Below are 25,110 nucleotides of genomic sequence, written 5' to 3'. Positions count from 1 at the left end.
TCGGCTCCGCGGCGAGGAAAAAGCATATAGTCGCAAGGGAGTACCTTCAGATATAGATGTTCGAGACACTTGTTCCAGCACAGTTCGGGATTCCTGCCGGTCCGGAGCTGCTCATCATCCTCGGTATCGCGGTGCTCCTGTTCGGTGCAAACAAGATTCCGAAGCTCGCCCGCTCGACGGGTGAGGCGATGGGAGAGTTCCAGAAGGGCCGCGAGGAGGTCGAACAGGAGCTACAGGAGATGCGAGAAAGCGGCGCGAGCGAGGAGGAAATCGAGGAGACGCGCGAGGAGTACGCCGAGGACGAAGACGTGGAGTTCGAGGAGTCGACGGACAAGAACTGAGCCACTTCCTTGTTCACAATCGTTTTGCCCCAGAGTGGCAACGCTCCAGTGAGGGCGCGTGGCCTAGTGGACCAAGGCGAGCGGTTCCTAACCTCTAGATCGCGGGTTCGAATCCCGCCGCGTCCGTTTTCCGCCGAGCGAAGCGAGGCGTGAAAACGTCTCCAAGGGATTCGAATCAGGGAGGTCGCGCGCAGCGAAGCGAGCACGTCCGACCGTGGTTCGAATCCCGCCGCGTCCGCTCCTCGCTTCGCTCGTCGCGGCCGCGGCGTAGCTCGCAAACGCTTCGCGTTTGCTCACTCCCGCCGCGTCCGGTTTTCGTTCGATACGACTCAACTCGTCTCATCGGTGGCGATTTCTACTCGCGCCGCGTCTGTTTTCCGTTGCGTCTGCCGGAGTTCGGGACAGCGTTTTTTGGCTCGCTCACCTGAATTATGGTAATGCGTACCGATGACACGCGTGACGACGACCCGGTCGCCGCCGCGCTGACGGAGGGGTCTGCGTACGAACGGCTCCGCGTCCAGCGCGTCTCGGTGTTTCCGTGGTCGCTCGCAGAGAAGCTCCAGCGGCTCGGCGTGGTGCTGTTCGCGTTCGGCGTCGCAGTCGGCGTCTTCGCGTTCGTCTCTCCGGACGGAATGAACATCTTGGTCGACCCCGGAACGGTCCCGACGTACACGAGTCTGGTCGCGCTCACCGCGTTAGCGATGCTCGCGCTCGTCGCGCTCGTGTTGTCGATACTCGGTGTGCTCAGAGAGCACAGCGACTCCCTCTCGGACGAGCGCGCCGAGACGATACTCGTCGTCGAGGAGCTGTGTGCGCTGACCGGTTTCGTCACCGGCGGGACGACCGCGGCCATCGCCGTCGGCTTCTGTCTCGTTCCCTACGCCGGTCCCGAGGCGGTCTCGTGGCTCGTGACGACGCTCGAACGCTCGCCGTACGCCGCCGTCGAGACGGCGTACCCCATCCTTCCCGCGACGCTCACGCCGGCCGCACTCCTGCTCGGGGCCGTCTGTCTGCTCGCCGGGCGGCGGTGGCAGACTCAGTGAACGGGCTCGTAGCCCGGGCGGAGTCGGTCGGCGACCGTCGGGAACAACTCTGTAGTCGCCGGATTCGTCGTCGTGAGTTCGTACGCTCGGCCGTCACGCGCCGCGAGGCCGGCGTCTTCGAGGTGGTTCAGGTGGGCGAACGCCTCGCCCGGCCCGTGGAGGATGTGAATCGCGTGGAGCGATCCGAACAGTTCGGCCGACACCTCCCACGGCGTCGCGGGACCGTCGGCGAGCACGTCGACCACCCGCTCGGTTCGCTCGCGGTGGTGGTCGATGATGTCGGCTGCGCGGCCGGTCGGGTCGACGATGGCCCCGCGGTGACCGGGCCACGCTCGCTCGTACTCGCCGTCGATGATGCGGACGAGCGTGTCGAGATACGCCGCGAGTGGTTCGGTGACGCGCACGTCGGCTCCGCCGACGTTCGGGGTGTAGTAGGGAAGCAGTGCATCGCCGGAAAATAGCTCTCTCCCGTCGTGGCCGTCGAAGGCGAAGCCGCAGAGACCGACGGTGTGGCCCGGGAGGTGGACGGCTTCGAGTTCGACGCTCCCGAGATCGAACCGGTCGCCGTCGGTGAACGTCTCGACCGTCGGCCGGGTGTAGGCCGCCGCGTTCGCGTCGAGGAACTCCGCCAGATCCGTCTGCTTCTGTGGCGGCATCCCCCACTTGGTGAGCGTGTCACGAAAGGCCGGGTCGTCCATGTCCTGTGTCGCCTCCGAGCCGTCGACGAGCGGCGCGTCGTCGACGTGGACGTGGACCGAACAGCCGCTCGCCGCCTGAATCTCGGCGGCGAGTCCGGCGTGGTCGCCGTGCCAGTGGGTGAGGAGAATCCGGTCGATATCAGCAAAGTCGATGCCGATGTCGGCGAGTCCGCGGTCGAGTTCGCTGCGCGTCTCGTCGGTCGGGAAGCCGGTGTCGACGAGCGTGAGTTCGGCGTCGTCCTCCAGTCCGAGCACGTAGCAGTTGTTCAACCCCTCGAAGGCGGCGTTCCCGAGTCGAACCGTCTCCATCTCGAAGGGGAGCGTCGGCTTCCCACCGGAGACGGACGGTAGAATCGTCACCTCGTCGCCGCCGGCGAGCGTGGTCGCCGCGCCCTCGCCCGCGGCGACGCTCTCGCCGTTGACGTGGACGGCGATGTGGGGGCGAATCCCGCCGTCGCCGTTGCGAACGAGCGGGGCGACCCGCTCGTTTCCGCCGTCGAGTGTGTTCAACAGGTCTCCGACCGTCGCCCCGGAATCGAGCGCGACCGTCGCGGTCTTGGCCCCGTAGGCCTCTCGGACGGTGCCGTGAAGCTCGCACGTAATCTGCATACACGGGCTTCACCGGAACGCGTGAAGAGTGTTCCCGTGGACAACGCCTTTGTCGGCTCCGGGTGTGGAGACGCCAATGGCGTTACACGACGCGAGCGGCGACGACATCGGCCCGTTCGAGGAGTACGACTACCCGGTCGAGCGCGTCTCGGTCGGCGACCCGGAGATGGCGTACGTCGACGTCGGCGAGGGCGAGGAGACCTTCCTGTGTCTCCACGGCGAGCCGACGTGGGGGTATCTCTACCGGAAGCTGATTCCCGGGCTGTCCGAGCGGGGCCGGGTCGTCGTCCCCGACGCAATCGGCTTCGGTCGCTCGGACAAGTACACCGACCGCGAGGAGTACAGCTTCCGGATGCATTACGACGCTTTCGAGCGGTTCATCACCGACCTCGACCTCCAGAACATCACCCTCGTGTGTCAGGACTGGGGCGGGATTCTCGGGCTGACGCTCGCCGCGAACAATCCGGAGCGGTTCGCCCGACTCGTCCCGATGAACACGGGGATACCCACCGGCACACAGGAGATGCCCGACGCGTGGGAGGAGTTCCGCGACTTCGTGGAGCGAACCGACGACCTCCCGCTGGACATGCTCATCCAGAACGCGACGGTAACCGAACTCAGCGACGAGACGCTCGCCGCCTACGAGGCCCCGTACCCGACGCCGGAACTGAAAGCCGGCGCGCGGGCGTGGCCTGACATGGTGCCGCGCAAGAACGGCGGCGACGGCGCGGAGATGACGCGTGCAGCGGCCGAACGACTCGGCGAGTGGGAGAAGCCGGCGTTCGTGCTCTTTTCCGACAGCGACCCGATTACCCACGACAACCGCGACTCGCTGCGCGAGCATCTCCCCACCGCGAGCGACCAGCCCGACGTGTGGATCGAGGGCGGTGGTCACTTCCTGCAGGAGGACGCCGGCGAGGAAATCGCAGAACAGATTGTCGCGTTCGTCGACAGAACCTAACCGATCGTCGTCGCGACGCCTTTCGTCTGTCTGTAATCACCGTCGAGCAGCTCTCGCAGCGTCGCGAACAGCCGCTCGCGGTCGGTCTCGGTCCACTCCGTCGGCTCCTTCACCGGAATGACGAGGAAGCCACGCCCCCGGACGGGGGTGGCGTGCATCTCACTCGTCCGCGGGTCCGTCTTGTCGCGCACCGAAGTGTGGTGTTCGAGCGCGTACGCGAACGCGCGGTCTCCGACCGGCAGGAGGATGTGCGCGTTGATAGCTCGCAGTTCCGCGTCCAGAAACCGCTCCTGGTCGGCGTAGCTCGCGGGGGTCGGCTCACCCTCTCCCGGATGGATGTAGGAGAGATACAGGTTCGAAAGCTCCGGCTCGTCGGCGTACGCGTCGGCCGCAAAGCCGAGTTCGTGAACGAGCGCCTGCAGCCGGCGGCCAGTCTCGCCGTCGGTGAACGGGACGCCCGTCTCGGCGCCGCCGTGGCGAGCCGGCGAGTCCCCGAACACGTGAAAATCGGCGTTGGCGTCCCCGTAACCGTACACCGCCGGGCCGTCGATACGCATCCCGAACGGGTTGGATGTCTCCGTCGTAACCGTCTCCACACCGACTCTGAGGCGGTCGGTGACAAAAAGCTCGCCTCTGCTACTCGACGATGAGCGCCCCTTCCATGCCGAGCGACCGGTGGGGACCACAGTAGTAGAGACCGACGCCGGCGTCGTCGAACGACCGCTCGAACGGGTCGGCCTCTAGCTTCGGGCTCCCGCTCTGGAAGTCGAAGTCGGAGTCGCTCGCGGCGACGACGTTGTGGCGGCCGCCGCGGCCGGTCCACTGCCACGAGACGGTCGTCTCCGTGGAGATACGGACCGCCGCGGGCGCGAAGGCGAGCCCGTTTCCGCCGGCGCCGACCTCCACGACCACCTCGTCTTGCCCGGTCATGTCGATGATCTCGTCGTAGCCGCGGGCGGGGCGGCCACTGGAGAGAAACGTCGAGACGCGCTCCTCCGGTCCCCCCGTCGACCCGCCGCCGTTTCCACCGCTGCTACAGCCCGCAATGCCGACAGCGCCCGCAGCTCCGAGTGTCCCGAGCAGTCGCCGCCGGGTCAACGTAGACTCGTCCATACCGGAGGGAGGGGACGGCCGCGAATAAGTCTCCTTCGAGAGTGAGTGACACACGCCGACGCGTGGTTTCTTCGCCCCCTCGCCCGTACACCCGGTATGGCAGTGCTCGTCTTGGGCGACCAGCTCCACCCGGCGTACGGTCCCGTCGCAGACGCAGACCGCGTCGTGATGATCGAGGCGACGGCCTTCGCCCGCCGGCGCGCGTACCACCCGCACAAGCTCACCCTCGTCTTCGCCGCGATGCGACAGTTCCGCGACCGCCTGCGCGAGTCGGGCACGACCGTCGACTACTACCGGTGTGAGACGTTCGCCGACGGCTTCGACGCCCACTTCGAGAGCTATCCGGACGACGACCTCGTCGTGATGGAATCACCTTCCTACGGCACGAGCGACCGACTCCAGTCGCTCGTTGAGGAGCGTGGCGGCACGCTTGAGGTGGTCGAAAACGACCTGTTCCTCTCGACGCGCGAGCAGTGGGACGAGCACGCCGGCGACGGCGACCCGCCGTATCGCCACGAGAACTTCTACCGGTACATGCGCCGCGAGACCGGCTACCTGATGGTCGACGGCGACCCCGTCGGCGGGGAGTGGAACTACGACGACGAGAATCAACAGTTCCCCGGCGAGGAGTACGAGACGCCCGACCCGCCCCGCTACGAGATGGACGCGACCACCCGCGAGGTGTGGGAGTGGGCGCGGAATCTGTCGGGGAGCTACGACACCGACCCGCCCGGCCCGGAGTGGGCCGACCCGGAGCCGTTCTTCTGGCCGACGACGCGCGAGCAAGCGCTCGACGCGCTCGATACGTTCGTCGACGAGCGGCTCGCCGAATTCGGCCCGTATCAGGACGCCATGCTCGACGACGAGTGGTCGCTGAACCACGCGCTCCTGTCCGGGGCAATCAACGTCGGCCTGCTCCACCCCGCCGAGGTCATCGAGGCCGTCATCGAGGGAGCCCGCGAACAGCCCGACACACCGCTCAACAGCGTCGAGGGGTTCGTCCGGCAGCTGCTCGGCTGGCGGGAGTTCATGCGCCACACCTACCGCGAGGGGATGCCGGAGCTCGCCTCGGCGAACCAACTCGACGCGACGGAGGACCTCCCCGAGGCGTTCTGGACCGGCGAGACCGACATGCGGTGTCTCTCCGACGTGGTCGACGGCGTGCGCAAACGAGGGTACAGCCACCACATCGAGCGGCTGATGATCCTCTCGAACTTCGCGCTCATCTACGGCGTCGAACCCGCGCAACTCAACGACTGGTTCCACGCCGGCTACGTCGACGCCTACCACTGGGTGACGACGCCCAACGTCGTCGAGATGGGCTCGTTCGGACGGGGCATCTTCGCGACGAAGCCGTACGCCTCCTCCGCCAACTACGTGAACAAGATGAGCGACTACTGTGGCGACTGTGACTACTACCACACGAAGGCCACCGGTGAGGGTGCCTGTCCGTTCAACACCCTCTACTGGGAGTTTCTCGACCGAAACGAGGACAGCTTGGGCGACAATCACCGGATGGGGTTGGTCTACTCCCACCTCGAGAACAAGGACGACGAGGAGATGGCTGCGATTCGTGAACGAGCCAGCGAGGTGCGGTCGATGGCCGAGTCGATGGAACTGTAGCTACATCCCCGTCTCGTCGGTTCGCGTCATGATGAGCCCGGAGACGAGCATCAGTGCGGCGAGCGCCACCATCCCCGCGTCGAGAGCCATCATCTCACCCATCTGCGAGCTGTCCATCCCCATTCCCATGTCGGTCGACGAGCCGCCGGAATCCATCGCGACGGCCTGATTCACCAGCATGACGAGCGAGTAGCCCACCATGAGCGGGCCGCTGGCGTTCCCGAGTCGGTCGGCGACGGGCGTGAGCAGGACGATACCGTGGACGACCGCGACGGCCCCGACGACGGCCATCACCGTGCCGGCCGTCGACGCCATCCCCCCGTCCATCGCGAACAGCGAGTACAGTCCCGACGCGAGCGCGATGGCGGCCCCGTACTGTCTGGTCGGCGTGAGCATACCCCTCGTTGTGGCGGCGTCCGGAACTGCCTTCCGACTCACTCGCTGAGTCGCTCGTATCGCTCCTCGAAGCGCGCGCGACAGGAGGAACAACAGAAGTGATATGTCTCCCCGTCGAGCCGAATCGACTCCCCTTCGGAGTCGACGGTGTTCGAACACTCCGCGCAGGCGACGGCGAAGCCGCCGCCAGCGACCGACGGCTCCCACGCCACGCTGTCGAGCAGTTCCACGTCGAAGCTGTCCGACGCGACCAGTTCGCTCACCCACGAGCGCACGTCGTCCGCGGCCGTCCGGCCCGTGAACCGGACCGTCCCGTCGACGGCGGTGAACACGCCTTCGACGCCGTCGGCCGCGGCGAGTCGGTCGCGGAGCGCGTCCACGTCTCCGGGGTTCGGAACGGTCACGAGTACCCCGACGCCAGCTCGGAGTTGGTCGCGGTTCAGACTGACGGTGAAGCCGTCGATGACGCCGCTTTCACGCAGCCGGGTGACCCGCTGGGAGACGGCCGGTCCAGACAGATCGACCACGTCGCCGATGTCGCTGTACGGCCGACGGGCGTCCGCCGCGAGCAGAGAGAGAATCTCGAAGTCCGTCTCGTCGAGTGGCATACCGGCGGTTGGTCGTTTCACCCCAAAGTGTTCACGCCCGTCGAGTTCAGATTCCTGTCTACGACACGCTCGTCGCCCCAAGATGCATACTACTGTCGTGAGAACGCCGGCACATGGTCGTGGAGGCCCTCCGAGCCGTGCTGACCGACCCGCGCGTGCTCGCCGCCTGGGTCGTTCTGGTCGCCTGTTCGCTGGCCGTCTTCGCGTACGACCTCCGGGCGCACAACAGCCACCTCGCCCCGCTGATGCAGTTCGTCTGGGTATTGACGGTGCTGTACTCCGGACCGCTCGGGCTCATCGTCTACGCCTACAGCGGCCGGTCGGCGATTCCCGCGGATACGCTGTGGCGGCGGGGGTTTCGCTCGGTCGCCCACTGCTATTCGGGGTGTGGCGCGGGCGAGGTCGTCGGCGTCGTCGTTGCGGCGGGCATCCTCTCGCTGTCGACGCTGGGCGTCGCGGCGACGACGTTCGCGTGTGCGTATCTCGCCGGCTTCGCGCTCACCGTCGGCCCGCTCGTCCAGGAAGGCGAATCGCTCACGACGGCGGTGACGGACGCGCTCTACTCGGAGACGCCCTCGATCACCGTGATGGAGGTGACCGCAATCGGGACGGACATCTGGATTGCCGGCGAGGCGCCCATCGGCTCCGTGCTCTTCTGGTCCGGGCTCGTCTTCTCGTTGAGCGTCGGTCTCCTCGTCGCGTATCCGGTGAACGTCGGACTGGTCGCGGTCGGCGTGAAAGGCGGAATGGCCGACCCCCGAGGGACCTGATTACTCGCCGCGGCCGAGGGTGTAGAACTCGTCGTTCGGTCGCATATCCGCGACCGTCGCGAGGCGGTTCGAGAGGTTGTAGTAGGCGACGACGGTGGCGATGTCCCACACCTGCTCGTCGGAGAAGCCGGCCTCCTTCAGCGCCGCGACCGCGGCGTCGTCGACCTCGCCCGGCGACTCGGTGAGGAGTTCGGCGAAGTCCAGCATGGCGCGGCGACGCTCCGTGAGGTCGGCGCTCCGGTGGTTGGTGGCGAGCTGGTCGGCGAGCTTCGGGCGACCGCTGTAGATACGCAGGAGTGCGCCGTGAGCGACGACGCAGTAGAGACAGTCGTTGATGCCCGAAACGGTGACGATGAGCATCTCGATTTCGGCCCGCTCGATGGCCGCGTCGTCGATGATGGCGTCGTGGTACTCGAAGAAAGCGCGGAAGTGGCTCGGCTTGTAGGCGAACGCCGAGAAGACGTTCGGCGTGAAGCCGGCCTCCTCTGTCTCCGTCTCGATGCGTTCGCGGACGTCGTCGGGTAACTCCGCCAGCGCGGGGGTCTCGAAGCGACCCATCGGCTCTGTCATACCGGCATCTCACCGGGGCGTGAGTTAATTCTGCCGGCGCTCAGATTTCGCCCTGCTCTTCGAGGTTCGCCAGCACGTCGTCGACGAACGCCTCGACGGACTCGTACGGGAAGTCACCGCCACCGAGCTTCGTGTTCAGCTCCATCGCCGTCATCGAGAAGTCGCCGGACTCGAACTTCGTGCCCGGGCCGTTCGGGAGCGCCGGCACGAGGTCCATCGGGCTGCTGATGGGGTAGTCTGCTTCGCCGAACGCTTCTTCCATCTGCTCGCGGAGTTCTGCTTTGTCTACCATAGCGGTCGTACTGTCGGCCACCTCACTTATATACTATTCGAGTACCACACATCGAAAACGCACAGTGCGTTTATTCGTGTCGGTCGCCCTCCGCGCTCGTTCCTGTCGTCCGTGTCGGCTGACCCGAAATCGGTAGCGATATCGGGAAACGCGCCGCGAGAATACGTGATTTGGTTACAAAACCCGAATAAAATTCAATATTCTCGATGCCGTATGCTCCACTGCAGCGGAGGTGAACGACATGGTCGAATCGATGCCAGCACGCTGGAATCAGGGATTGGACCTTCCGAGCAGAGTGTTTGGCGCGAACAGTCCGCTCGGACTGTTCGACGGTGACGACTACGAACTGTACGAGGAGGACGGCGAGTACGTCCTCACCGTCGATCTCCCGGGGTACGACCGGGAGGCCATCGACCTGACGTGGCACGACGGTCGGCTCACGGTCGCCGCAGAGCACGTCGACGAGGAGCGCGGCCGCAAGCGCACCTACCACCGCTCCTTCCGGTTCCCGAAGGCGGTCGACCACGAGCAGATCGCCGCCGCCTACACCAACGGCGTGCTCGAGGTGACACTGCCCATCGCCACCGAGCAGGCGACCGGCATGACCATCGATATCGAGGGGTGACGCCGCTCCCCCTCGCGTCTTGACGCCGTAGCTGCTCGTTTTCGTCGTCTCTGCAAAAATAACGCGTAGCCGGTGGCGTCGGCTAGCTATCAGCCACCGTTGCGCGCCTGGTAGCTCCTGTAGCTGACGGACTCGCCGTCGACGATGACGGCGTCGCCGCCGTTCTCACACCCCTCCGGCGTTTGGCCTTCGAGGCCGCCGTCCATCTGTTCGTCACCGTACTCGTATGGATTATCAGTCATCTCCATGTGAACGACTTGCACACCAGCCGGCATAAGTCTTTGTCAGACGTTACCACGGTCGTCGAGCAGCGCGGGGAGGTCGCCGAGCGCGTCGAGCACGTAGTCGGGTGTGACAGGCGCGTCCTCCACCGCCACGTGGTCGGTGCGACCCGAGAGGACGAGCACCGTCGTCATGCCGGCGCGCTCGCCGAGCGCGATGTCGGTGTCGAGACTGTCACCGACGATACAACAGCGCTCGGGACGGGCGAGTCGGTCGGCGATGAGTTCCACCATCACGCCCGACGGCTTTCCGAGCACGCGGTCCGGTTCGCGTTCGGCGACCCCGGCGACGGCGCGGGTAATCGCCCCCGACCCGGGGTACTCGCGTCCGTCGTCGTTGGGGTAGGTCAGGTCGCGGTCCGTCCCGTAGAAGGCCGTGTCGTCGTCGAGTGCCCACAGGCCGTGGGTGAGGTCCTCGTAGTCGAACTCATACGAGTGGGAGGTGACGAGCACGTCGGCGCGCTCGGGGTCCTCGGTGACGGTGACGCCCGCGTCGTCCAGCTGTGCGAGCAGGCCGTCCGAGCCGATGACGAACGCCGACTCGTCGGCGTGGCGGTCGGCGAGAAACTCCGCCGTCACGGTGCCGGCCGAGAGAATCTGTGACGCCGTCGCCTCGACGCCGAGGTCGGCGAGCCGGTCGACGTAGCCCGCGGGACTCCGGGTCGGATTGTTCGTCACGAACAGGAGGTCGTACCCCCGCGCTCGGAGCGTCTCGATGGCCTCGCGTGCGCCGGCCAGCAGTTCGTCGCCGAGATACACCGTTCCGTCGAGGTCGACGACGACGGCGTCGATATCCATACCGGCGCTACGCGGGGGAGTGTGAAAAACGGCTCAGACCAGTCCGCGCACCGCGACGGCAGCAAGCGGCGGAATCGCGAGCGCCGACGCGAGCGCGACGTAGATGAGCGGGACGGCCGTCGCGACCGACCCGAGCACGCCGTACCAGACGAGCAGTCCGGCCCACGCGACGAGAACGGTCACGCCGAACTCGGAGCCGAGGACGACCGCATCCCGAACCGACGACGCCGTCAGCCCCAGCAGCGCACCGCCGACGACGAGACCGAGCGGATGGACGTACGTCGCGACGAGACCGACAGCGTAGGCGACGACCATCGCCTGCGTCGCGCGTTCCGTGTCACGGAATCGAGCGAGCGCGTCGGGCGTCAGGTAGCTCATGCGTCTCCCTCCTCGTCCTCGAAGGCGATGACGACCGGGCCGCTCGCTTCGGTCGGAATCGGGTGGTAGCCGCCGTTCGCCCACGGGTCGAGCTGGTCGGCGTAGTGTGGCGAGTACGGGTTGCCCGACTGGCCGCCGGGGATGACGCCGTACGATTCATCGCCCGAGACGACCATCCGCCACGACGACCCCGCGTCGCTCGTCACCCGGAAGTTCGACACCGTGAACGGGCCGCCGTCGGTCGGTAGCTCCGGGTAATCGAGGAACGCAACCGGGAACTGGTGGTCCAAGTCGACGACGTTGTAGTCGCCGTAGGTTCGCCACCCCTCCGTACCGGCGCGGTCGACCGCTCGCTCGAACGCGGTCGCGTAGGCGTCCGCGCGCGTCTCGCGCGCCGGCGTCGTCTCGTCGTCGAACCACTCGCTGTCCGCCGGGAGATTCTGGAGCGTCGTGTGGTGTGGGTAGTAACTCGAATCGAGGCCTTCGGCCGCGAACTCGTCGCCGAACACGACCGAACGCACCTCCTCACGGAACAGCGCGTACAGGAGCGCGGCTCGGGAGTCGCGGTCCATCCGGGCGTTCCACCCCTCCAGCCGGTCGGCTTCGGCCCGCACGTCGGCCGACATCTCGCTGCGAGCATCGAGTAGCGGCTCCTGATAGCGGGCCGCCGCCAGCGATCGGGTGTCACGCTGCAGTTCCTGCATGAACGAGGCGGTCACCGGCTGGTCGCTCTCGACCCGGGATTCGAGGCGTTCGTAGATGCGCGCGCCCCGGTACGGGTCGGCGAATCGCTCGCTGTAGGAGAGATAAAAGCCCGGCTCGTCGGTCGTCCGCTGGTTCGCAGTCGCGAGCACGTCCGGATTGTCGACGTGGGGGACCTCGTCGAAGGGGACGAAGCCGCCGGCGTCCCAGTCGGTCTGCCCGTACGGCGTCCAGCCGCGCCAGTTCCCCTCGCCGGCCGTCGCGTTGAACGGCAGTTCACCGGAGACGCGCTCGCCGTCGGTGTACCGGTAGGGGTACTTCCCGGTGGTGCGGAACAGCGTCCCGCCGTCGCGGTCGGCCGCGACGATGTTCTGGGTCGGGGTGTCGAACGTCTTGAGCGCCTCGCTCACGGCATCGAGGTCCTCGGCGTGGTTGAGGTCGTATGTCGCCTGTCCCTCACGCGTCCCGGTCAGCCCGAGCCACGAGACGGCCACCTCCTGTCCGCCGCGCTCGAGCAGCGGCCCCTTCACCGTCTTGCGTATCTCCACCTCGGCGTCCGGGCCGTTCGCCACCTCGATGGTCTCCGTCTCCGTCTGCACCTCGCGCACCTCGCCGTCGTAGACGTAGGTGTCGTTCGTCGGCTGCTCGAAGGTGTACAGGTCCGTTTGGTCCGCCCCGACGTTGGTGAACCCCCACGAGACGCTTTCGGTGCGCCCGATGACGACGAACGGCAGGCCGGGGAAGGCGACGCCGCGCGTGTTCATCTCCGGGGAGTCGAGGTGCATCTCGTACCAGACGGGCGGCACCGTCAGGGAGAGGTGCGGGTCGTTCGCGACGATTGGCGCACCGTCGTCGGTGTGGTCACCCGAGACGACCCACGAGTTCGACCCGATGCCGAGCGAGCGCTCGTACGTCGAGTAGCGGTCGTACAGCCCGGCGAAATCACCGGTCGTACCCTGCGGCGCGGTCTGTGGAGACACGCTCGGCCGCGCGCTCGCCGGTGTTACCTCTCCGCCCTGCGAGCGACCCATAATCGTTGAGTCGTGGGCGAGCTGTTCGGGGTAGAGTTCGCTCACCGCACCCGGTTCGAAGCTGTCGGCGACCGTCGCGCGTTCGAGGTCGCGGAAGTCGCCGGTGAGCTGCCACGCGATGAGCTTGCCGACGAGCAGCGAGTCGACGGGCGTCCACTCGTCGGGCGCGTAGTCGTTGGCCTGAAACTCCGTCGGCAGCGGCTCCGTGTCGATGTAGTGGTTGACGCCGGCGGTGTACGCCCGGGTCGCGTCGCCCGCCTCGGTGTCCTTCGTCGCGTTCCACGAGGCTTCGGCCGCGCCGGCAAAGTCCATCTTCCGGTAGAACCGGTCGTTCTCGACGGCGGCTTCGCCGGCGATTTCGGCCGTCTCACCCCGCATCAGCCTGCGCTGGAGGTCCATCTGGAACAGGCGGTCGCGCGCCTGTACGTAGCCGACGGCGTAGTAGAGCGCCGTCTCGTTGTCGGCCTCGATGTGCGGGACTCCGTCGCTGTCGTAGCGGACGGTCGCCTCGCCGTACGGCGACTCGACGCTCGTCGGGCCGGTGAGCGCGCGGTCGGCCTTTGCACCGATGCTCCGGTCGTTCGCGTCGGCGGTCGCGGTCCACGCGTCGCCGCTGCCGGGTGCAGCAAGCGAGATGAACCCTCCCGCGCCGACGGCTCCCGAGACGAGAAGTGCGAGCGCGAGTACCGCGGCGACCGCGCCGCGTCTGTCGTTCATACCTACCGCCAGCGCGCTCGACAGTAAAGTGTATCTCCCGTTAGGAGTTTCCGAACCGCTCGTTGAATCGGTTGACGTCCTCGTCCGTGCCGGCGATGACGAGCTGGTCGCCCCGGCGCACCCGGTAGTCCGGTCCCACGTCCGTCATGGGGTCGTCCTCGCCCTCGCGCTTGACGGCGACGACCGTACAGCCGGTTTCGGCACGCACCGACGCCTCGGCGAGGGTCAGCCCCACGAGCTTCGGGGCTTCCGTCCGGACGATATCCACCTGCGTCGTCATCGACAGGACCTCCTCGTCGAGGACGGTGCCGGCAGTCATCCGCCCGGAGATGGACGCCAGCGAGAGGGCGTAGTCGGCACCCGCTCGGTACAGCTTCTTCACGCTCTCGCGCTGTTGGGCCCGGACGATAATCTCGACATCCGGCGCGAGGTCGCGACAGACCAGCGTGGCGAACTCCGCGACGGCGTCGTCCGCGATGGCGAGCACGACCGTCCGGGCCTCCTCGATACCGGCTCTGCGTAGCGTCTCCACTTCGGTGCCGTCGCCGACCACGTCCACCCCCTCGATATCCCGCTTGTCAACCGTCGTGTGCTCGTGGCCCGCCTCGGTCAACATCCGACAGATCGCCTCGCCGACGCCGCCGTAGCCGACGACGAGCGTCTTGCCCGACTCGTGTCGACGCACGTCCGTCCGCGTGCGCTCGCGCAGCATCTCGATTTGGTCGTCGCGGCCGCTCACCAGCATGATCGTCCCGCTGGTGATGGTGGCCGTCGGGTCCGGCGGACTCTGGAACTCGCCGTCGAACCAGAGTCCGATGACGTTGACGCCGGTCTCCTCGCGCAGGCGACTCTCGGCCAGCGACGAGCCGATGAGCTGGCTCCCGCGTCGCACCGATAGCTCGACGATATCGAAGTTCTCGCCCAGTTCGACCGGCTCGTCGAGGTCCGTCGAGACGGCGGTCGTCACCTTCCGAGCGAGACTCTCGCCGAGCAGCGTCCGGGGTGACAACACCTCGTCTGCGCCCGCGAGCTCGTGATAGCGGGCGTGGTCGAGCTCCTCCGCGACGGTGACGACCCGCACGTCGGCCGCGAGCTCCTTCGCCGTCAGGACGATGCTGGTGTCGATCTCGTCCGAGATGTCGGCGACGACGGCGCGCGCCTCGACGATGTTCGTCGCGAGCAGCCCGTCCACCGTGTCGGGCGAGGCGTGGACGACCGTGTAGCCGTCCTCGTAGCGTTCGAGCGCCGTGTCGCGATCCGGCTCCGCGATGACGGTGTCGACGCCCCGCGACTCTAGCTCCTCGATGAGCGTCTCGGCCCGCTCGCTGAAGCCACAGACGACGACGTGGTCCGTGAGGTCGGTGCTCGTCGGCACGGTCGTCGAGAGCTCCTCTTCGAGCAGCGGAAACGCGAGCGCCGGCAGGGCGAGAAAAATCAGGACGACCCCGGTCAGGTCCATCACGATGACGAACAGCGTCATCACCCGGGAGTTCCACCCCGCGTCGGAGCCGTACCCCGTCGTCGTGAACGTCTCCACGACGACCTGGAGCGACTCGAGCAGCGTCCGGGGACGGTTGTCGAAGGCCGTCATCCCGTAGTCGTACAACAGCGTGAACACGACGATGGTGACGGCGATTCCGGCGACGAACTTCGCTGTCTGTCGTCGCCACGTAGCCATACCCGCGATTCGGGGAGCGCCCCTAAAACTGTGTCCGACTCACCGGTCCCACAACCGCGCCGCCGTGTAACAGACCCACGCGTTGAACAGCGTCGAGCCGACGAACTCTGGCACCGCAAGCCCCGGCAACACGTCCTGCAACTGTGTCGCCCACACGACCCAGAAGCCGAGGTGGACGAGCGCGCTCGCAATCGTCGCGACGCCCCGCCGGCGCGCACCGACGAGCAGGTCACCGACGCCGTACACCGCCGGCGTCGCCATGAACGCGAGATACGCGGTGATGGCCGCAATCGCGTGCGGCGTTTCCTGTGAGGACGGGAACAGCCCCACTCCGGCGACGCCGACCATCGCAATCACGAACGGGACGACCGCGACCCGGTGGGCGAGGTGGTCTGCGGTTTGCCACAGCGCCGGCACGAATCCGAGCGCAATCACGCCCGTCGCAACGAGCCCGTAATTGAAGATGGGTCGCGCGACGCCGGACGAGACACCCAAATCAGAGAGCGCGTTGCCCGCCCACGAGAACCACGACGCCGTCCCCACCGCGGTGAGGATGGCGACGAAGGAGACGAGTACGCCGACCACGCCGACCGCGACCGACCGCTGTGTCGTGTTCATACCCGTTCGTTTCGCTCGACCGACAAAAAGCCGCCTCTCACTCCGGTGGTCGCTCGTCGTCTCCCGGTCCGTCGGCCGTCGACTCCGAGCCGGCCGCGTCTCCGGCCGACGTGGCGGCTGTCTCCTCGGTATCGACCCGTCGCACGGCCGACTCGACGGTGTCACGTCGCGCTCGCAGCGCCGCCTGCAGCCGCGCCTCGAGCGTCTCGCGCAGGTCACTCGCCCTGTCGGCGTCGATATCCGGGGCGCTCGGCGCGCTCCAGCCGTGGGTGCCGGCGGTGTCGACCACCACGGACGCGAGGTCGCGCCGGCGCTGGAAGATGGTCGCCTGTTCCGCAACCGTCTGGATGCGGTAGAACGGCACGACCTGCGTCCGACGGCTCCAGAAGCCGGCGCGCGCGACGAAGTGGTCTTCCCCGACCGCGTAGCCGAGATTCGCCCACTTGAGGTGCGCCGCGACGGGGACGAGGATGAGCCCGGCAAGCAGCGCGGCCGTCGGCACCGGCGGCGTGAACTCGACCAGTCGAACGACGGCCGTTGCGAGTCCAGTGAGCGCGAGCAGAGCGAGCGCGTACCGGACGGCGTACCGGGTCCGGGCGCGCTTCGGCGGCCGCTCGAAGGTCGGGTCGCCGAACGACTCGACCTCGCGAGCGAGGGTGTAGGCGTGGTCGCGCTCGGCCAGCGGCACCGCGGACTGCGAGCCGGTCGAGTCGCCGGACGGTGAGTAGCCGGCCGTCTCGATGGCAACCGACGCGTAGCCCAGCCGTCGTGCGAGCACGTTCTCCGTCAAGACGACCGACTGGACCTTATCCAGCGGAATCGTCCCGCTGTACTCCTTTGCCAGCCCCCGGCGGTAGCCGAGTTCGTCGCCCTCGCGGTGGAGTTCGAAGCCGTAGTAGCTCACGACGGCCTGCACCATCGAGGCGGCGAGCGCGAGCGCGGCGAGTCCGGCAAGCAGGAACGGGGCGACCTGCAGGAGGTCGAACAGCGGCGTCGCCTCCGAGACCGACGGCAGGACGACGGGAAGCGCGACGGCGATGAACGAGAGCAGTCGCAAATCCAGCCCGACCACGCCCAACAACAGTAGCTCGCGCGTGGTAATCGAGAACAGCGCCTCGCGCTCGCGGGGCGTCGGCTCCGCGTCGCCGGCCTCGCTCTCACCGCGCTTGCGCCGGCTGAGCGCGGCCCGAAGGTCGTCCGCGGCGTCGGCGTCCAGATACCGGAGGGTCGCCTCCGTCTCGCCGCCGCCGGCCGTCTCGATGGCGAGTTCGGCGATGCCGAGCGCGCGCTGGACGACGTTGCGCGTCACGTCGACGTTCTGGACGCGGTGGTAGGGAATCTCGCGGCTCCGGCGGGAGAACACCCCCGAGTACACGTCGAAGGTGTCCTCGGTGAGTTCGTACTCGAACCGGCGGACGTACGCCACCTGATACGCGAGCGCCGCGAACAGGACAATCCCGAACAGCCCGACGAGAAGCGGTAGTCGCTGGGTGCCGGCCGAGACGGTCCCGACGACGAGCAGCCAGCCGAACCGCGACAGCGAGACGGCGACTCGGTACGGAACCGAAAGCGGATCGAGCTTAGACGGCATCCTCCCCCTCGGCGTCGATTGCCAACCGCTTGAGCCGCTGTTGGAGGCGGTCGGCGCGGTCGGGCGTCAACCCCGGAATCGTCACGTCGGCCCCCCGCGAGCCGGCGGTGTAGACGACGACCGACGACAGGCCGAGCGCGCGTTCGAGCGGCCCGCGCGACACGTCTACGTGCTGGACGCGCACGAACGGAACGACCGTGTGGACGCGAGTGAGCACGCCCCGCGAGAGATGCAGCGAGTCCGCCTGCACGGCGTACCACCACGCCCGGTAGCGGGCAAGCGTGTACACGACGCCGAGACCTGCGACGACGAGGAACGTCACGCCCGCGGGGAGCAGAATCTGCGCGACGGTCGCGAAGCCGGCCGCGCCGGCGATGCCCGCGAGCATGAGCGCGCCGACGAGCGCCCAGACGCCCCAGACGACGCGTACCCCCGAATCGAGCGTCTGTCGGTCGGCCATCTCAGTTGCCATACGTTCGCCACCACGCCCGGGTACAAATCACACCCGATGGATGCGCCCGGCGGTTACGTCCGTCCGGGGGGCGTAGTAGAAGAACGGCTCCGACTCCGGCTCCTCGAATCCGTTCACCCGGAACAGGTCGTTCTCGCGAATCTCCACCTCGGCTTCCGTCAGCGGCCACGGCGGGTGGTCGATGTCGCCGTAGAACAGCTGGCCGCGCCCCTCCGTGTAGAAGCGGTAGCGCTCCGTGAGAAAGTGCGGGAGACTCCCTTTCTCCGCGTCGAGTCGCGCGCCGGCCGGCTCGTAGGTGGCGTCGAACGCCGCCGGCTCGCCGTCGCCGACGCGTCGCGACCGGAAGTTCACCGCCTGGCCGTCGTGCTCCACGTCGATGTCGGCTCGGTAGTACGGGAGCTGGAACAGTCCCCGCGCGACGTGGACGCCGAGTCGGTCGTCGGCGTCCAGATTGTAGAAGTAAATCCCCGGCTCGCCATCGGCGTCGCGCACGTACGTGCGGAGATTCAGCTCGCCGAAGGAGAGCCCGAACGGAATCCCGCGCGGGCTGATGTCGTCCATGACGAAGGGGACGACGCCCAGATACGCCTTCCCCTCGTGGGTGTCGACGGACAACCCCTCGGGGAGCGTCTCCTCGATGCGCTCGGGTGGTACCTCCCAGTGTGCGAACAGGGCGTCCCGCCACACCATCGACAGCACCGCCGGACCTGCGAAGTTGCGACTGTCGGTGCTCATACTCTAGAGTAGGGCTGCGAGCCTCTTGGGCGTGACGCCGGCTCAGGCGTGGCCCGACACCTCGACGGCTCCGTACGGCTCCTCTAACCACTCCTCATCGGAGTCGGAGAGGTCGATATCGAGGGCTTCGACGGCCGACTCCAGATGTTCAATCGAGGAGGCACCGACGATGGGTGCGGTGACGGCATCCTTCCCGAGCACCCACGCGAGCGCAATCTGTGCCATCTCGGCGTCGTACTCGGCGGCCAGCTCCTCGACGCGCTCGTTGACTTCCTTCCCCCCGTTGTCGGGGTAGGGGTGTTCGAGCGCGTAGTCGTCGGTCTCGGCGCGCGTCGTCGACATGTACTCCTCGTGGGGCCGGGTGAGGAAGCCGCGCGCCAGCGGCGACCACGGGATGACGCCCATCCCCTCCTGCTCGCAGTAGGGGAGCATCTCGCGTTCCTCCTCGCGGTAGGCCAAACTGTAGTGGTTCTGCATCGTCGCGAACCGGTCGTACCCCTCGCGTTCGGCGACGGCGTGGGCCGTCGCGAGCTGGTGGGCCCACATCGAGGACGCTCCGAAGTGGCGAATCTTCCCGCGGCGGACGGCGTCATCGAGCGCGGCCAGCGTCGTCTCGATTGGCGTGTCGTAGTCCCACCGGTGGGTCTGGTACAGGTCGATGGTGTCCATGCCGAGTCGGTCGAGCGAGGCGTCGAGTTCCTGCTCGATGGCCTTCCGCGACAGCCCGCCGGAGTTGGGGTCGTCGTCGCGCATCTGGAAGTAGGTCTTCGTCGCGACCACCTGCGCGTCCCGGTCGTATCCCGAGAGCGCGTCGCCGAGAATCCGCTCGCTCTCGCCGCGCGAGTACATGTTCGCGGTGTCGAAGAAGTTGATACCCAAATCGATGGCGCGCTCCACGAGGTCGTGACCGAACTGCTCGCCGTGGACCCACTCGCGCCAGTCCGGGTCGCCGAAGCTCATACAGCCAAGACAGATGCGCGACACCTCGATGCCCGTGTTGCCGAGCGTGGTGTACTCCATGCGCGGGAAATGCCCGGCCGGGACAAAAATCTATGTCGCCGACAGCGGCTCGGGGTCGAGTCGCGGCTACTCGGGGCGCGCCATCGAGCGCCGGTCGCGCGTCAGGGTGTACTCGGAGCCGGCCAATCGGCCGAGCGCGTCCAGTTTCGTCGTGTCGAGTTTGCCGTCGGTCGTTAGTTCGTCGTCGACGTGGACGTACTGCACCTCCCCGAGCACGAGCGTCGAGACGCCCCGCTCGACCGTCTCGACCACCGAACACTCGAAGACGATGGGCGAGGCCGCGACGGACGGCGCGTCGATGGTCTCACACTCCCGCTTGGCGAGGCCGGCGTGGTCGAACTCGTCGACCTCGTGGCTGGTGCTCGTCGCGTTCATCGCCTCGGCGAGGTCGGCGGTGACGACGCTGTGGGCGAACACGCCCGTCTCGACGGCGTTGCGCGCGGTGTCTTTCCGGGCCGCGGCCGTGCCGGCCGAGAACGCCAGCGTCGGGGGCTTCGGCGTCGCGACGTTGAAAAACGAGTACGGCGCGAGGTTGTCGCCGTCCGCGTTGCGGGTCGAAATCCACCCGATCGGACGCGGGACGACCGCGCCCGCGAGCGTTCGGTACAGCGAGTCACCCTCCGCGACTTCGATGTCCATACGTCGTTCTCGCGGGCGGGTGAGAAAAGTGCGGGTCGTTCGCCGGCGTCAGAACAGTCCGAGGTTGACCGCGTAGGCCCACTCCGCGCCGCCGAGGACGAGGAACGCGAGCGCCGCACCGGTCCCGTACATGTTCTTCAGGAAGGCGGTCATCTCGTTTTGCTGCTCTTCGGGGTCGTCCTGCGCCCAGAAGTCGTGCATCGTCACGGCAGACACGAGCAGGAAGACGGCGAGCGTGCCCCCAGCGAGTACGGGGTAGACACCGGCCACGATACCCAGCCCGCCGAGCACGAGCATCACACCCGAGGCGACGACGGAGAACCGCGGCGCGGGAAGTCCCTTGAACTCCGCGTAGCCCGTCATCGTCTCGAGGTCCATGAAGTGGTTCAGCCCCATGAACGCGAGCGTGCCGCCGAAGATGATTCGTGCAAGCAGGAGAATCTCGGCCGCGCCCGACTGGGCGAGGAAGTCCGCCTGCAGCGCCGTTAGACTCATCGGTACATCACCGTCGAAACGTTGTCAGATTCCATCACTACTCCGTACAACGCTCGGGTATATACCTATTTGCGAACCCCGGTGTCACCGCATTACACGCGTGTTATCTGGTATGCTGGGAACAATCGCCGCAGCCGATTCACCCCCGTGCTCACAGTTTGTGGGTTCGTGACACGAACCGCGCGCGACCACGACCGGGACGCGTCGCACGGAGGGCTTTTGTCGCCGACCTCCCGCTGTCCGGTGTGCACCGACGCGTCCGGTTTCTGCTCGGCGCGCTCCTCGGCGGGAGTGCACTGGGCGGGTATCTCTGGTTCGTCGGGCCGACGGCCGTGTTCGAACGACTGTCCGCAGTCCCTCGGTGGGCCGTCGCCGTCGTCGCCGTCCTCATTTTGGCCGAGGCCGCCGTCGACGGTATCGGCGTGTGGGCCTCGGTCCGACCGCTGAACGGCGGACTCTCGGGGAGCAGAAGCGTCCTGTTCGCCTTCGCCGGCGACTTCTTCGACGTGTTCAGCCCGGCAGGCCCGGTCAGCTCCGAGCCGATTATGGCGCAGTTCTTCGCCGTCGCGACGGGGACCGACTACAGCGAGGCGCTCGGAGTGCGCAGCGTCGCGAAATACGTCAAGTCGGCCGCCCAACTGCTCCTCTCGGTGGTTCTCGTCGCCCTCCTGCTCGCCGGCGGGACGGCTCCGCGGTCGCTGCTCGTCACCCTCGCCGGTGCCGCCGTCGCCCTCGCGCTCGTTGGTATCGCGCTCGTCCTCGCACGCGACCTGCTGGCCCGTGTCGCCGTCGCCGCGCTCACGCCTGTCGCCGCGGCGCTTTCTGGACTCTTCGGCACGGAACAGTACGGCCGCGAGCGCGTCGCTGCTGCGGTGAACCGATTCCGCACCCGCGCGGCGGCGTTCCGTGACGCGCCCGGTCTCGTCGCGCTCATCGCGGTCGGTGGTCTCCTCGAACAGTGTCTCACCGCGAGCGCGCTGTGGGTCGCACTCTCCGGGACCGGGTCTGGGGTCGCGCTCGTCGCGGTCATCGCACTGATACCACTCCCGCAGGCCGCGAGCGTCGTCCCCATCCCCGGAAGCGTGGGAGCGTACGACCTCCTGTTGGCCGGCGCGCTCGTCGCGACGACGGGCGTCCCGGCCGCGAGCGCCGCCGCCGGCGTGCTCGTCGTCCGCACCTTCGAACTCGTCGTCTCGCTCGCCGGCGGCGGAATCGCCGTCGCCTTCCTCCGCGCGCGCCGCCCGTAGCTCACTCGCGGTCGCGAACCCACTCCTCTAGCGTGAATTCCTCGTACGGCGTCTGCTCGGTGAGTTCCCACGCGTCCCGGTCCCACTCCGGGAAGTACGCGTCCCCGTCGTACGCGCCGGGAATCCGACTGAGCACCATCCGGTCGACGACGGGCTGGAACAGCTCGTAGATGGCGGCACCGCCGATGACGTACGCGCGTTCGTGTCCAAGCGCGTCGAGGATGTCGAGCGTCTCGTCGACGCCCGCGGCGTGGCGTGCCGACTCGACCCCGAAGTCGGATTCCGAGCGACTGAGTACGAGCTGGATACTCCCCGGCAGGTCGTCGCGCATCGAGTCGAACGTCCGCCGGCCGAGCACCACCGGCCAGTCGGCGATGCGCTCGCGGTACTGGCGCTTGTCGGCCGGAATGCTCGGCCACGGTAGCTCGCCGTCGCTGCCGAGAACCCGGTTTTCCGCGATCGCGGCGACTGAGATGAGTTCCACGTCGGCGTCTCGTGGCGTCGAAATAAACATCCTCTCGTGTCGGCAGGCCGTGCTCACTCAATCGGTAGGTCCGCGAGCACCACCGTCGTGCCGTCGTCCTCGAACCGGAGCCGCCCCCCGAGCGACTCGGCGACGTAGGAGACGACCCACAGCCCAAGCCCGCGGCTGTGGTCGAGTTGGGAGATGCTCAGACCGCCTGCGATGACCGCCTGCTCGCGCTCGGGCACGCCGTCGCCCGAATCCGAAACCGCGATATCGACCGTCGCGTCGTCCGGCGTCGCCCGCACGGCGACCGGGCTCTCGCCGAACTCGATCGCGTTCTCCAGTAGCTCCCGCAGGGCGCGCCCGAGATACTGTCGGCCGACGACGGTGACGCCCTCGGGTACGTCGACCGTCACCTCCAGCGTCGGGCGCGCGACCGACTCCAACACCTCGTCCACCAGGTTCCTGAGATCGCCGGTGGTCGAGTCGGTCGTCGTGGAGATCTGCCGAATCATCGCGCTCGTGTCGCTGAGATTTTCGAGTGCGTCAGCCGAGTCGACGATTGCCTCCGCGAGCGCCCGGTGTTGTTCACGCTCCGCGCTCGTCGCGAGACTCTGCGCGTTCCCGCCGATGACCGTCAACTCGTTGCGGAGGTTGTGACGCAACACCCGGTGGAGCATCTCCAGTTGACGCTGGCGTCTCGTCTCTTCCGTGATGTCGATGTAGATTCTGAACAGTCGGCGTTCACCCCCGATGCTGAACGGGACCGTCCGGATGATGAACGTCCGTCTGCCCGTCGTCGTCAGCCGTTCGCCGCGCCGTTCTGCGGTCGACCCCTCGGTGAGCATCTGCTCGTCGCGCGACCGGTCCGTGGGTGCCTCGACGACCGCGTCGAGCGGCCGCCCCTCGCTCTGCTCCCCGTCGGTCTCGAACAGCTCCCCGAAGCGGGCGTTCGTCCGCTCGATACGCTTCTCGCCGCTGTCGAGTCGCACCTCGACGGCTGGACTCGGTAGCTGCTCGAACAGGTAGCGAAACCGGTCCTGTTCCTGTTCGAGGTCGGCGCGGGTCTCGGCAAGCGCAGAGATATCGTGGACGATACCCACCACGCCGGCGGTCGGTTCTCCGGGCGTAATCGCCGACAGCTGTATCTCGACGGGCACGCCCAGATTCGTCTCCTCGTCGGTGGCCTCGATTGTCATCGAGTCCTCGCCTCGCTGTAGCTGCTCGCTGAGCGACTCCACGAACTCCCGGCTGGCGAACTCCAAGATGTTCCGCCCGAGCACCTCGTCGCGGTCGTACCCCCACCGGTTCGCCAGCGACTCCGTCGCCAGCGTGAGGTTGCCGCCGGCGTCGAGCGCGAACGCCATCTCGTTCGTGCGTTCGAGCGCCGCCCGGTACCGGCCGAGCAGCTGGAGCCTGTCGTCGCGTTCGAGCGCCGCCGTCGCGACGAGCGCGAGCACCTCCAGTAGCTGCGTGTCGACCTCGCTGAACCCGTCTGGCTCCGTCGCGCCGACCGAGATCGTTCCCTGTTCGCCCATCGGCACCGTGAGCGTGGAGCGCACGTCCGGGATTCCGATGTCGACGCCCGCCGCGTCGAGGTCCGGCACCTCGATTGGCTCGCCTCGCTGGAGTGTCTCGCCCGGAAGTCCCTCGTCGCGGTTGTAGGTCGGTCGCGTCGCCGTCTCGCCGCCAACCGGCTCGCTCATCGCCGCTGGTCTGAGCGTGTCGCCGTCGACCAGCCGGACCACGCAGTGTTCGTAGCCGAGTTCGTCCACGATGGTCTCCATGACCGTCGTCGCGATCTCGTCCGGGTCCGTCGCCGCGAGCAGCGTCTGTGCCGTCTCCAACAGCGCCCGGTACCCCGTCTGGAGACCCTTCTCGGTCGATATCTCGCGGAAATACAGGGAGACGCCGTCGGTGTCGGGGTACGCGTGGACCGAAAACCACGCGTCCAGCGGCTCGAACCGCGTCTCGACGGTCGCCGGCGCTCCCGTCCGGGCGACCTCGCGGCAGGTCTCGCGGAGCGACGGCTCCACGGCGTCGGTCAGCGAGTCACAGAGCTGTCGCCCGACGAGCTGTCCGTCGTCGAGTTCCAGCGCCTCGCGCAACACCGACCTTCCCGCGTCGTTCGCGCGCGTCACCCGCCACTCGCCGTCCACGGCGACGTATCCGTCGCTCATCCGGTCGACTGCCGGTGCGTCGGCTCCCGCTCCCGACCCGGCCAGCGCCCGCAGGCGTGCGAGTGCCTCCTCGACGGTGGCCTCGGGCGTGACCGCATCGGCTCGTGCGCCGAGCAGGGCAGACAGCGCCGCCGGCTCGGCGACGTACAGCGTGGGGAGGGTCGGCTCGATTGGCTCGGCGTCACCGCCGCCGACGGGAACGACCGCACAGTCGTACCGCTCGCCGAGGTCGTCGTCCGTGAGCGGCGTCTCCTCGACGGTGACGCCGTCGGCCGCGGCGAGCTCGTCGACGAGCGGGCAGTCCACCTGTTCGGGGACTGCGAGTCGTAGCTCTCCGCGGCGTCCGTCCATTATCTCGTACGACGAGACCAGGGGTGAAAGGCGTAGTGTTCACCGCCGGTCGCGCGCAGTCA

The 25,110-nt window shown here is 67.6% G+C and carries 28 protein-coding genes and 1 tRNA gene; 8 read left to right on the top strand and 21 right to left on the bottom strand.

The window, feature by feature from the left end; genetic code table 11:
* Positions 1-56: 56 nt before the first annotated feature.
* The 3 genes from DM818_RS01500 to DM818_RS01490 all read left to right on the top strand — a co-directional run bounded on the left by DM818_RS01500 (position 57) and on the right by DM818_RS01490 (position 1,384).
* Complete coding sequence (locus tag DM818_RS01500) at positions 57-341, top strand: twin-arginine translocase TatA/TatE family subunit (RefSeq protein ID WP_075936018.1); 285 nt, start codon at positions 57-59, stop codon at positions 339-341.
* A gap of 52 nt (positions 342-393) precedes the next feature.
* A tRNA-Arg gene (locus DM818_RS01495) sits at positions 394-467 on the top strand.
* Positions 468-778: 311 nt separating this feature from the next.
* The gene (locus tag DM818_RS01490; protein WP_153952219.1) at positions 779-1,384 is read left to right on the top strand and encodes a hypothetical protein; all 606 of its coding nucleotides are present in this window, start codon (positions 779-781) and stop codon (positions 1,382-1,384) included.
* Here the strand turns inward: DM818_RS01490 and DM818_RS01485 are convergent.
* On the bottom strand, positions 1,378-2,691 hold the full coding sequence (locus DM818_RS01485) for a ubiquitin-like small modifier protein 1 (protein WP_153952218.1): 1,314 nt from the start codon (positions 2,689-2,691) through the stop codon (positions 1,378-1,380). The two genes, DM818_RS01490 and DM818_RS01485, sit on opposite strands and share 7 nt — an antisense overlap.
* A 76-nt stretch (positions 2,692-2,767) precedes the next feature.
* Between DM818_RS01485 and DM818_RS01480 the strand changes: the two genes are divergently transcribed.
* Entirely contained in the window at positions 2,768-3,652 is an 885-nt protein-coding gene (locus DM818_RS01480) for a haloalkane dehalogenase (protein ID WP_153952217.1), read from the top strand.
* On the opposite strand, the gene DM818_RS01475 is transcribed toward DM818_RS01480, so the two are convergent.
* Together DM818_RS01475 and DM818_RS01470 are read right to left on the bottom strand one after the other, a co-directional pair.
* Positions 3,649-4,248 (bottom strand): uracil-DNA glycosylase family protein, encoded by a 600-nt coding sequence (locus DM818_RS01475; protein ID WP_075936021.1) that lies wholly within the window; start codon positions 4,246-4,248, stop codon positions 3,649-3,651. The genes DM818_RS01480 and DM818_RS01475 overlap by 4 nt on opposite strands.
* A 40-nt stretch (positions 4,249-4,288) precedes the next feature.
* Positions 4,289-4,765, bottom strand: coding sequence for a halocyanin domain-containing protein (locus DM818_RS01470; RefSeq protein WP_075936022.1), 477 nt, complete (start codon positions 4,763-4,765; stop codon positions 4,289-4,291).
* A 96-nt stretch (positions 4,766-4,861) separates the two neighbouring features.
* On the opposite strand from DM818_RS01470, the gene DM818_RS01465 reads away from it, so the two are divergent.
* The gene (locus tag DM818_RS01465) at positions 4,862-6,388 is read left to right on the top strand and encodes a cryptochrome/photolyase family protein (protein ID WP_075936023.1); all 1,527 of its coding nucleotides are present in this window, start codon (positions 4,862-4,864) and stop codon (positions 6,386-6,388) included.
* Here the strand turns inward: DM818_RS01465 and DM818_RS01460 are convergent, their stop codons facing one another.
* Positions 6,389-6,784: a hypothetical protein gene (locus DM818_RS01460; protein ID WP_153952216.1), complete on the bottom strand. Its 396-nt coding sequence runs from the start codon at positions 6,782-6,784 to the stop codon at positions 6,389-6,391.
* Between the two features lie 38 nt (positions 6,785-6,822).
* Positions 6,823-7,392 (bottom strand): AsnC family transcriptional regulator, encoded by a 570-nt coding sequence (locus DM818_RS01455; protein ID WP_075936025.1) that lies wholly within the window; start codon positions 7,390-7,392, stop codon positions 6,823-6,825.
* A 113-nt stretch (positions 7,393-7,505) separates the two neighbouring features.
* On the opposite strand from DM818_RS01455, the gene DM818_RS01450 reads away from it, so the two are divergent.
* The gene (locus DM818_RS01450) at positions 7,506-8,162 is read left to right on the top strand and encodes a DUF4396 domain-containing protein (RefSeq protein WP_075936026.1); all 657 of its coding nucleotides are present in this window, start codon (positions 7,506-7,508) and stop codon (positions 8,160-8,162) included.
* Here DM818_RS01450 and DM818_RS01445 read toward each other — a convergent pair whose 3' ends face one another.
* On the bottom strand, positions 8,163-8,732 hold the full coding sequence (locus DM818_RS01445; RefSeq protein ID WP_075936027.1) for a peroxidase-related enzyme: 570 nt from the start codon (positions 8,730-8,732) through the stop codon (positions 8,163-8,165).
* A gap of 40 nt (positions 8,733-8,772) precedes the next feature.
* Complete coding sequence (locus tag DM818_RS01440) at positions 8,773-9,024, bottom strand: MTH865 family protein (protein ID WP_075936028.1); 252 nt, start codon at positions 9,022-9,024, stop codon at positions 8,773-8,775.
* Between the two features lie 241 nt (positions 9,025-9,265).
* Between DM818_RS01440 and DM818_RS01435 the strand changes: the two genes are divergently transcribed.
* On the top strand, positions 9,266-9,649 hold the full coding sequence (locus DM818_RS01435; protein ID WP_075938367.1) for an Hsp20/alpha crystallin family protein: 384 nt from the start codon (positions 9,266-9,268) through the stop codon (positions 9,647-9,649).
* Between the two features lie 89 nt (positions 9,650-9,738).
* Here DM818_RS01435 and DM818_RS01430 read toward each other — a convergent pair whose 3' ends face one another.
* The 12 genes from DM818_RS01430 to DM818_RS01375 form a co-directional block, all read right to left on the bottom strand.
* Complete coding sequence (locus tag DM818_RS01430) at positions 9,739-9,897, bottom strand: hypothetical protein (protein WP_153952215.1); 159 nt, start codon at positions 9,895-9,897, stop codon at positions 9,739-9,741.
* 36 nt (positions 9,898-9,933) lie between these two features.
* Positions 9,934-10,728 (bottom strand): HAD-IIA family hydrolase, encoded by a 795-nt coding sequence (locus tag DM818_RS01425; protein WP_075936029.1) that lies wholly within the window; start codon positions 10,726-10,728, stop codon positions 9,934-9,936.
* A 33-nt stretch (positions 10,729-10,761) separates the two neighbouring features.
* Positions 10,762-11,106 (bottom strand): hypothetical protein, encoded by a 345-nt coding sequence (locus DM818_RS01420; RefSeq protein WP_075936030.1) that lies wholly within the window; start codon positions 11,104-11,106, stop codon positions 10,762-10,764.
* Positions 11,103-13,556 (bottom strand): penicillin acylase family protein, encoded by a 2,454-nt coding sequence (locus DM818_RS01415; protein WP_123123974.1) that lies wholly within the window; start codon positions 13,554-13,556, stop codon positions 11,103-11,105. The genes DM818_RS01420 and DM818_RS01415 overlap by 4 nt, the downstream gene beginning before the upstream one ends.
* A gap of 40 nt (positions 13,557-13,596) precedes the next feature.
* Positions 13,597-15,234, bottom strand: a complete 1,638-nt coding sequence (locus tag DM818_RS01410; RefSeq protein WP_075936032.1) for a potassium channel family protein — start codon at positions 15,232-15,234, stop codon at positions 13,597-13,599.
* A 39-nt stretch (positions 15,235-15,273) separates the two neighbouring features.
* Positions 15,274-15,852, bottom strand: a complete 579-nt coding sequence (locus DM818_RS01405; RefSeq protein ID WP_075936033.1) for a DUF998 domain-containing protein — start codon at positions 15,850-15,852, stop codon at positions 15,274-15,276.
* A 37-nt stretch (positions 15,853-15,889) separates the two neighbouring features.
* A complete protein-coding gene (locus DM818_RS01400; protein ID WP_075936034.1) occupies positions 15,890-17,443 on the bottom strand; it encodes a PH domain-containing protein in 1,554 nt (517 codons plus the stop codon).
* Positions 17,433-17,915, bottom strand: coding sequence for a PH domain-containing protein (locus tag DM818_RS01395; protein WP_233571937.1), 483 nt, complete (start codon positions 17,913-17,915; stop codon positions 17,433-17,435). The genes DM818_RS01400 and DM818_RS01395 overlap by 11 nt, the downstream gene beginning before the upstream one ends.
* Positions 17,916-17,942: 27 nt before the next feature.
* Positions 17,943-18,650 (bottom strand): YqjF family protein, encoded by a 708-nt coding sequence (locus tag DM818_RS01390; protein WP_153952214.1) that lies wholly within the window; start codon positions 18,648-18,650, stop codon positions 17,943-17,945.
* 42 nt (positions 18,651-18,692) lie between these two features.
* Entirely contained in the window at positions 18,693-19,670 is a 978-nt protein-coding gene (locus DM818_RS01385; RefSeq protein ID WP_123123975.1) for an aldo/keto reductase, read from the bottom strand.
* Positions 19,671-19,736: 66 nt separating this feature from the next.
* Positions 19,737-20,309, bottom strand: a complete 573-nt coding sequence (locus DM818_RS01380; RefSeq protein WP_075936037.1) for a flavin reductase family protein — start codon at positions 20,307-20,309, stop codon at positions 19,737-19,739.
* A gap of 48 nt (positions 20,310-20,357) precedes the next feature.
* On the bottom strand, positions 20,358-20,804 hold the full coding sequence (locus tag DM818_RS01375; protein ID WP_075936038.1) for a DoxX family protein: 447 nt from the start codon (positions 20,802-20,804) through the stop codon (positions 20,358-20,360).
* Positions 20,805-21,049: 245 nt separating this feature from the next.
* Here DM818_RS01375 and DM818_RS01370 point away from each other — a divergent pair, with 245 nt between their 5' ends.
* Entirely contained in the window at positions 21,050-22,051 is a 1,002-nt protein-coding gene (locus DM818_RS01370) for a lysylphosphatidylglycerol synthase domain-containing protein (protein ID WP_075936039.1), read from the top strand.
* A 1-nt stretch (position 22,052) separates the two neighbouring features.
* On the opposite strand, the gene DM818_RS01365 is transcribed toward DM818_RS01370, so the two are convergent.
* Together DM818_RS01365 and DM818_RS01360 are read right to left on the bottom strand one after the other, a co-directional pair.
* Positions 22,053-22,535, bottom strand: coding sequence for a dihydrofolate reductase (locus DM818_RS01365; RefSeq protein ID WP_075936040.1), 483 nt, complete (start codon positions 22,533-22,535; stop codon positions 22,053-22,055).
* A gap of 53 nt (positions 22,536-22,588) precedes the next feature.
* Positions 22,589-25,048 carry a PAS domain-containing protein gene (locus DM818_RS01360; RefSeq protein WP_153952213.1) on the bottom strand — a complete coding sequence of 820 codons (2,460 nt, stop codon included), beginning with the start codon at positions 25,046-25,048 and terminating at the stop codon, positions 22,589-22,591.
* Between the last annotated feature and the right edge of the window lie 62 nt (positions 25,049-25,110).

It is taken from the genome of Halosegnis longus, assembly GCF_009663395.1.
In the GTDB taxonomy this organism is placed as follows: domain Archaea; phylum Halobacteriota; class Halobacteria; order Halobacteriales; family Haloarculaceae; genus Halosegnis; species Halosegnis longus.
This window is presented reverse-complemented; position numbering and strand designations above follow the sequence as displayed.

What these genes read in the sequence shown, in the direction of transcription:
- DM818_RS01485 (WP_153952218.1), bottom strand. Translation starts at nt 2,691, where the DNA reads ATGCAGATTACGTGCGAGCTTCACGGCACCGTCCGAGAGGCCTACGGG.
- DM818_RS01420 (WP_075936030.1), bottom strand. Translation starts at nt 11,106, where the DNA reads ATGAGCTACCTGACGCCCGACGCGCTCGCTCGATTCCGTGACACGGAA.
- DM818_RS01480 (WP_153952217.1), top strand. Translation starts at nt 2,768, where the DNA reads ATGGCGTTACACGACGCGAGCGGCGACGACATCGGCCCGTTCGAGGAG.
- DM818_RS01460 (WP_153952216.1), bottom strand. Translation starts at nt 6,784, where the DNA reads ATGCTCACGCCGACCAGACAGTACGGGGCCGCCATCGCGCTCGCGTCG.
- DM818_RS01500 (WP_075936018.1), top strand. Translation starts at nt 57, where the DNA reads ATGTTCGAGACACTTGTTCCAGCACAGTTCGGGATTCCTGCCGGTCCG.
- DM818_RS01415 (WP_123123974.1), bottom strand. Translation starts at nt 13,556, where the DNA reads ATGAACGACAGACGCGGCGCGGTCGCCGCGGTACTCGCGCTCGCACTT.
- DM818_RS01465 (WP_075936023.1), top strand. Translation starts at nt 4,862, where the DNA reads ATGGCAGTGCTCGTCTTGGGCGACCAGCTCCACCCGGCGTACGGTCCC.
- DM818_RS01405 (WP_075936033.1), bottom strand. Translation starts at nt 15,852, where the DNA reads ATGAACACGACACAGCGGTCGGTCGCGGTCGGCGTGGTCGGCGTACTC.
- DM818_RS01390 (WP_153952214.1), bottom strand. Translation starts at nt 18,650, where the DNA reads ATGAGCACCGACAGTCGCAACTTCGCAGGTCCGGCGGTGCTGTCGATG.
- DM818_RS01490 (WP_153952219.1), top strand. Translation starts at nt 779, where the DNA reads ATGCGTACCGATGACACGCGTGACGACGACCCGGTCGCCGCCGCGCTG.
- DM818_RS01425 (WP_075936029.1), bottom strand. Translation starts at nt 10,728, where the DNA reads ATGGATATCGACGCCGTCGTCGTCGACCTCGACGGAACGGTGTATCTC.
- DM818_RS01375 (WP_075936038.1), bottom strand. Translation starts at nt 20,804, where the DNA reads ATGAGTCTAACGGCGCTGCAGGCGGACTTCCTCGCCCAGTCGGGCGCG.
- DM818_RS01435 (WP_075938367.1), top strand. Translation starts at nt 9,266, where the DNA reads ATGGTCGAATCGATGCCAGCACGCTGGAATCAGGGATTGGACCTTCCG.
- DM818_RS01470 (WP_075936022.1), bottom strand. Translation starts at nt 4,765, where the DNA reads ATGGACGAGTCTACGTTGACCCGGCGGCGACTGCTCGGGACACTCGGA.
- DM818_RS01450 (WP_075936026.1), top strand. Translation starts at nt 7,506, where the DNA reads ATGGTCGTGGAGGCCCTCCGAGCCGTGCTGACCGACCCGCGCGTGCTC.
- DM818_RS01440 (WP_075936028.1), bottom strand. Translation starts at nt 9,024, where the DNA reads ATGGTAGACAAAGCAGAACTCCGCGAGCAGATGGAAGAAGCGTTCGGC.
- DM818_RS01410 (WP_075936032.1), bottom strand. Translation starts at nt 15,234, where the DNA reads ATGGCTACGTGGCGACGACAGACAGCGAAGTTCGTCGCCGGAATCGCC.
- DM818_RS01455 (WP_075936025.1), bottom strand. Translation starts at nt 7,392, where the DNA reads ATGCCACTCGACGAGACGGACTTCGAGATTCTCTCTCTGCTCGCGGCG.
- DM818_RS01360 (WP_153952213.1), bottom strand. Translation starts at nt 25,048, where the DNA reads ATGGACGGACGCCGCGGAGAGCTACGACTCGCAGTCCCCGAACAGGTG.
- DM818_RS01385 (WP_123123975.1), bottom strand. Translation starts at nt 19,670, where the DNA reads ATGGAGTACACCACGCTCGGCAACACGGGCATCGAGGTGTCGCGCATC.
- DM818_RS01395 (WP_233571937.1), bottom strand. Translation starts at nt 17,915, where the DNA reads ATGGCAACTGAGATGGCCGACCGACAGACGCTCGATTCGGGGGTACGC.
- DM818_RS01380 (WP_075936037.1), bottom strand. Translation starts at nt 20,309, where the DNA reads ATGGACATCGAAGTCGCGGAGGGTGACTCGCTGTACCGAACGCTCGCG.
- DM818_RS01400 (WP_075936034.1), bottom strand. Translation starts at nt 17,443, where the DNA reads ATGCCGTCTAAGCTCGATCCGCTTTCGGTTCCGTACCGAGTCGCCGTC.
- DM818_RS01445 (WP_075936027.1), bottom strand. Translation starts at nt 8,732, where the DNA reads ATGACAGAGCCGATGGGTCGCTTCGAGACCCCCGCGCTGGCGGAGTTA.
- DM818_RS01430 (WP_153952215.1), bottom strand. Translation starts at nt 9,897, where the DNA reads ATGGAGATGACTGATAATCCATACGAGTACGGTGACGAACAGATGGAC.